The sequence below is a fragment of the Rhodococcus sp. EPR-134 genome, assembly GCF_001647205.1.
In the GTDB taxonomy this organism is placed as follows: Bacteria; Actinomycetota; Actinomycetes; order Mycobacteriales; family Mycobacteriaceae; genus Rhodococcus_F; species Rhodococcus_F qingshengii.
Genome location: NZ_LVCT01000775.1, coordinates 1 through 5,674, shown reverse-complemented (window position 1 = coordinate 5,674; position 5,674 = coordinate 1). Strand labels below are relative to the sequence as shown.

The following is a 5,674-nucleotide window of genomic DNA, read 5'->3' as shown; positions in this document are numbered from 1 at the left end:
TTCTGCTCGGGGTGCTCCCACATGTTGCGCTCGGCGGCTTCGAGGAGCCGCTCGGCGATTCCGTGCAAGGCCCACGGGTTGGACTGCGTCATGAACTTCTGGTTCTGCTCGTCCAGAACGTAGGTCTCGGCGAGCTTTTCGTACATCCAGTCCGCGACCACGTTGGTGGTGGCGTCGTACCCGAAGAGGTAGTCGACCGTGGCCGCCATCTCGAACGCACCCTTGTACCCGTGACGGCGCATCGCGTCGAGCCAGCGGGGATTGACCACGCGCGCCCGGAAGACACGTGCGGTCTCTTCCGAAAGTGTGCGTGTGCGAACCGATTCCGGCCGAGTGCTGTCGCCGATGTACGCCTCGGGCGACTTTCCGGTCAGCGCGCGCACGGTCGCAACCATGCCGCCGTGGTACTGGAAGTAGTCGTCCGAATCGGCGATGTCGTGCTCACGCGTGTCGGTGTTCTTGGCCGCCACGTTGATTCGACGGTATGCACTGCGCATGTCGTCGGCTGCCGGGATTCCGTCGAGCCCACGGCCGTACGCGAAGCCGCCCCAGTTGGTGTACACCTCGGCGAGGTCGTCGTCACCGCGCCAGGTCTTGGAGTCGATGAGTTGCAGCAGGCCGGCGCCGTAAGTTCCGGGCTTCGAACCGAAGATGCGGGTGGTCGCACGCCTGGCATCGCCGTGCTCGGCAAGGTCGGCCTGCGCGTGGGCGCGCACGTAGTTCTGCTCGTCCGTCTCGTCCAATGCGGCGACCAACTGAACAGCGTCGTCGAGCAGTGCGAGCACGTGCGGGAACGCATCACGGAAGAATCCGGAGATGCGGACGGTGACGTCGATGCGCGGGCGGCCGAGCTCGTCGAGATCGATGACCTCGAGGTTGACCACGCGTCGGCTTGCTTCGTCCCAGACAGGGCGAACACCGAGGAGCGCGAACACTTCGGCGATGTCGTCGCCGGAGGTACGCATGGCGGCGGTACCCCACACGGACAGACCCACCGAGCGCGGGTACTCGCCGTGATCGGCGAGATATCGAGCGGCGAGCGACTCGGCCATCGCCTGACCGGTCTCCCACGCAAGTCGTGAGGGAACTGCCTTGGGATCGACGGAGTAGAAGTTACGACCGGTGGGAAGCACGTTGATCAGGCCGCGCAGCGGTGACCCACTCGGGCCGGCGGCGATGAAGCCGCCGTCGAGCGCGTGCAGGACCTGCTTGATCTCGTTGTTCGTCTGCCGGAGGCGTGGAACCACTTCGGTGGCCGCGAACTGAAGGATCTTCACGACGGTCTCGTCGTCGCTGAGTTGTTCTGCCGCAGCGGGGTTCCAGTCGGCGTCGTACATGCCGCGAACCAGAGCGTGCGCCTTTTCCTCGACGTCGTCGACACGGTTGCGGGACTCGTCGCCGTCTTCGCTGAGCCCGAGAGCTTCGCGCAGACCAGGGACGCTCTGTTCGCCGCCCCACATCTGACGGGCACGGAGCATGGCCAGGACCAGTTCGATTTCGGCGTCGCCCTCGGGTGCGCGGCCGAGAATGTGCAGGCCGTCGCGGATCTGGACGTCCTTGATCTCACACAGCCAACCGTCGACGTGCAGGAGCATGTCGTCGAACACGTCTTCTTCGGGACGCTCCGCGAGGCCGAGGTCGTGGTCCATCTTGGCCGCCCGCATCAGCGTCCAGATCTGCTGGCGAATGGCCGGCAGCTTGGACGGGTCCAGTGCGGAGATGTTGGAGTGCTCGTCGAGCAGTTGCTCGAGACGGGAGATGTCGCCGTAGCTTTCGGCGCGGGCCATCGGCGGGATCAGGTGATCGACGAGAGTCGCGTGGGCGCGACGCTTTGCCTGTGTTCCTTCACCCGGGTCGTTGACGAGGAACGGGTAGATCAGCGGCAGGTCGCCGAGGGCTGCGTCGGTACCGCAGTTGCTCGACATGCCGAGTGTCTTGCCGGGCAACCATTCGAGGTTTCCGTGCTTGCCGAGGTGCACAACGGCGTCGGCGCCGAATCCGCCGTTGTCCGGTGTTGCAGCGATCCAGCGGTAGGCCGCGAGGTAGTGGTGGCTCGGCGGCAGATCCGGGTCGTGGTAGATCGCGACGGGCTTTTCACCGAATCCCCGCGGCGGCTGGACCATGAGCACGATGTTATTGAATCGCAGTGCCGCGATGACAATTTCGCCGTCGGGATCCTGCGAGCGGTCGACGTACAGCTCTCCGGGCGCTGCGCCCCAGTGCTCTTCGACACCGCTGCGCAGTTCCTCGGGCAGGGTGGCGAACCATTCGCGGTACTTCGCTGCCGAGATGCGGATCGGATTGCCCTCGAGCTGCTCGGCAGTGAGCCAGTCGGGATCCTGTCCGCCGGCCGCGATCAGGGCATGGATCAGCGCGTCGCCGTCCTTCGCCGCCAGGCCGGGAACTGCGTCCGGACCGTCGACCGGACCGAGATCGTAACCGGCAGAACGCATTTCGGTGAGCAGGTCGATTGCGCTCGCCGGAGTATCGAGACCGACGGCGTTGCCGATGCGGGCGTGCTTGGTCGGGTACGCCGAGAGCATCAGAGCAACGCGACGCTCGGTGGTGGGAATGTGGCGCAGCTTGCCGTGACGGACCGCGATCCCGGCGACACGGGCAGCGCGCTCGACGTCGGGGACGTACGTGGACAGTCCGTCGGAGTCGATTTCCTTGAAGGAGAACGGGACGGTAATGATGCGGCCGTCGAATTCCGGCACCGCGACCTGGGTCGCGACGTCGAGAGGCGACAGTCCGTCGTCGTTCTCGTCCCAGGTGGCGCGGCTACTGGTCAGGCACAGCCCCTGCAGGATCGGGACGTCGAGTGCAGCGAGTGCGGCGACATCCCAGGCTTCGTCGTCCCCACCGGCGGACGCGGTAGCGGGCTTCGTGCCACCGGCAGCGAGAACTGTCACGACCATGGCGTCGGCGCGGCGGAGCGTGCTCAGAAGTTCGGCTTCAGCGGTTCGCAGAGATGCGCAGTAGATCGGCAGCGCGGTGCCACCGGCCTCGGCGACCGCGTCGCACAACGCCTGGATGTACCGGGTGTTTCCGGCCAAATGCTGGGCGCGGTAGTACAGAACTGCGATGACCGGACCGCTCGCCGAGTCGAGATCGGGCGCGAAATCAGCGATGCCCCAGGAAGGCAGGTGGGCCGGCGGTTCGAACCCGTGGCCGGTGAGCAGGACGGTGTCGGACAGGAAGTGGTGCAGCTGTGCCAGATTCTGTGCGCCACCCTCGGCCAGGTAGTTGTGAGCCTCGGCAGCGACACCGGCGGAAACCGTCGAGCACTCCATGAGGTCGGCGTCCGGCGCGTGCTCGCCGCCGAGAACGACTACGGGGAGTCCGGAGGCGAGGACCATGTCCAGGCCGTCTTCCCAGCTGCGACGGCTACCGAGGATACGAACGATCACGAGGTCGACGCCGTCGAGCAAGGGCGGCAAGTCCTCCGAGACCAGCAAGCGTGAGGGGTTGGCCCAGCGATAGGAGACGCCGTCGCCGGCTTCCTGGCTGGCGCGGGCGCTCAGCAGATCGGTGTCGGACGTGGAGAGCAGAAGAATCACGGGTGAAGCCTTCCTGGGGTTTCGCGCCCCGTGGCACAGATCTGTCATCGACGGCGGTTGAGGGTCTGACTCGTGTTTCCGAGCGGAAACACGTCCCGCTCGAGCAACACTCACAGTGGCGCGACCGCACCGGACTCTCACCGGTTTCCTCAACTGCCGTCACTGGTGGTGGTGATGCTACCGGTCCGCAGAAGGCACTCATGACAGGTCGTACCCTGGAGCCATGCCCACGGACCGTTCACAGCCAGACGCGTGCCCGGGTGCACTGCAAGTTCACCACGCCGCCGACGGCGCACTGGCACGCGTGCGCCTACCCGGCGGACTCCTCACCCCCACCCAGTTGCAGACGCTCGCCGACGCGGCGCGCGATCTGGGCAACGGGCAGATGGAACTCACTTCGAGGGGCAACGTCCAACTGCGCTCGGTCTCGGACCCCGAAGCCTTCGCATCGCGAATCGCTTCGGCCGGCCTGCTGCCGTCCGCGACGCACGAGCGAGTGCGCAACATCCTCGCGTCCCCACTGTCCGGCCGTATCGGGGGCGTCGCCGACATTCGTGAACTGGTCCACCGTCTCGATTCGGCGATCCAAGCGGATCAAGCATTGGCAGATCTGCCAGGGCGAACCCTGTTCACCCTCGACGACGGGCGCGGAGACATCAGCGGGCTTCGGGGCGATTTCGGACTCCACGCACTCAGCGCCACCGAGCATTCACTGGTGCTCGCCGGTCACCACACCACTCATCTCGTCCAGGCGGACGACGCCGTCGAATTGCTCCTCGCGGCGGCCCGATCATTCCTCGACGTCCGCGACAAGCACTGGCGCCTGGCCGAGGTTCCGGACGGAATCGAACGCACCCTCGAGCAGCTGGGTCTGAGCGCCGAGTCCACCGTTGCGGCGGACCTCACGCCGGATGCACGGCCCACTATCGGCTGGCTCGAGCAGCGCGACGGGACCGTAGCTCTGGGCGGCGGCCTGCGATTCGGGCTGCTCGACGCTCGGCTGGCCGAGTTCCTCGCCGCCGTCGACAAGCCCGTCGTCGTGACGCCCTGGCGATCGGTGCATATCTTCGACCTCGACGAATGGGCAGCCGAGCAGGTAGTCCGGGTGCTGGCACCCATGGGGTTGATCTTCGACGAGAACTCACCGTGGCTCGAGGTCACCGCCTGCACCGGAAGTCCGGGATGCGAGAAGTCGCTCGCCGACGTGCGCGCCGATGCGATCACCGCCGTCGAGCTGGCAGAACTTCCCGTTGTCGGGCGCCAGCACTGGGCCGGGTGCGACCGCAGTTGTGGACGTCCCCGCGGGGACGTAGCGGATGTGATCGCGACGGGTGACGGTTACCGGGTGAATCCGCCCGATCGGTGATGCCTCTATCGTGTGGCACATGATCGAGTACATCCGTGACGGCGCGGAAATCTATCGCCAGTCCTTTGCCACCATTCGGGCCGAAGCCGACCTGAGCCGTTTCCCGGCGGATGTCTCGCAAGCTGTAGTGCGCATGATTCATGCAAGTGGCCAGGTCGATCTCGTCGACGACGTCGCCTTCACACCCGGTGTCGTCTCGGCTGCGCGCGCAGCTCTGCGCGACGGCGCGCCGATTTTCTGCGACGCCCAGATGGTGGCTGCCGGCATCACGCGCAAGCGTCTGCCCGCCGGCAACGACGTCATCTGCACCCTCGGCGATCCGCGGGTTCCCGTGCTGGCGTCGACCATCGACAACACTCGCTCGGCGGCTGCTCTCGAACTGTGGGGAGCCAAGCTCGAGGGCGCTGTTGTCGCGATCGGAAACGCACCCACCGCACTGTTCCATCTCCTGAACCTCATCGAAGCCGGCGCACCCCGTCCGGCCGCCATCGTCGGAGGTCCGGTCGGCTTCATCGGCGCTGCCGAGTCGAAGGAAGCCCTCATCGAACACGCCAGCGGGATCGATCATCTCGTTCTCCGCGGCCGACGCGGCGGCAGCGCGATCACCGCCGCCGTCGTCAATGCGATTGCGAGCGAAGTCGAATGAGTGCAGGCAAGCTCTGGGGTGTCGGTATCGGCCCCGGCGATCCCGAATTGGTGACCGTCAAGGCCGCCCGCGTCATCGGCGAGGCCGATGTGGTTGCGTTCC

Annotated in this window: 4 protein-coding genes and 1 riboswitch; of the genes, 3 read left to right on the top strand and 1 reads right to left on the bottom strand. The window is 66.3% G+C overall.

All coding sequences use genetic code 11. The annotated features are described in order from the left end of the window. Positions 1-3,560, bottom strand: a 3,560-nt coding sequence (gene cobN, locus A2J01_RS33260) for a cobaltochelatase subunit CobN (RefSeq protein WP_064114392.1), incomplete at its 3' end; no start/stop codon positions are given. A 39-nt stretch (positions 3,561-3,599) separates the two neighbouring features. Beyond that, positions 3,600-3,732, bottom strand: a riboswitch (cobalamin riboswitch). A gap of 51 nt (positions 3,733-3,783) precedes the next feature. Here cobN and cobG point away from each other — a divergent pair. From cobG to A2J01_RS35555, 3 genes are all read left to right on the top strand, one after another. Then, on the top strand, positions 3,784-4,926 hold the full coding sequence (cobG, locus tag A2J01_RS33255) for a precorrin-3B synthase (RefSeq protein WP_064114391.1): 1,143 nt from the start codon (positions 3,784-3,786) through the stop codon (positions 4,924-4,926). Positions 4,927-4,945: 19 nt separating this feature from the next. Further along, on the top strand, positions 4,946-5,572 hold the full coding sequence (locus A2J01_RS33250) for a precorrin-8X methylmutase (RefSeq protein ID WP_007729839.1): 627 nt from the start codon (positions 4,946-4,948) through the stop codon (positions 5,570-5,572). Beyond that, positions 5,569-5,674 (top strand): SAM-dependent methyltransferase (locus A2J01_RS35555; protein WP_156519482.1); only part of this gene is annotated, 106 nt, incomplete at its 3' end. The genes A2J01_RS33250 and A2J01_RS35555, both read left to right, overlap by 4 nt.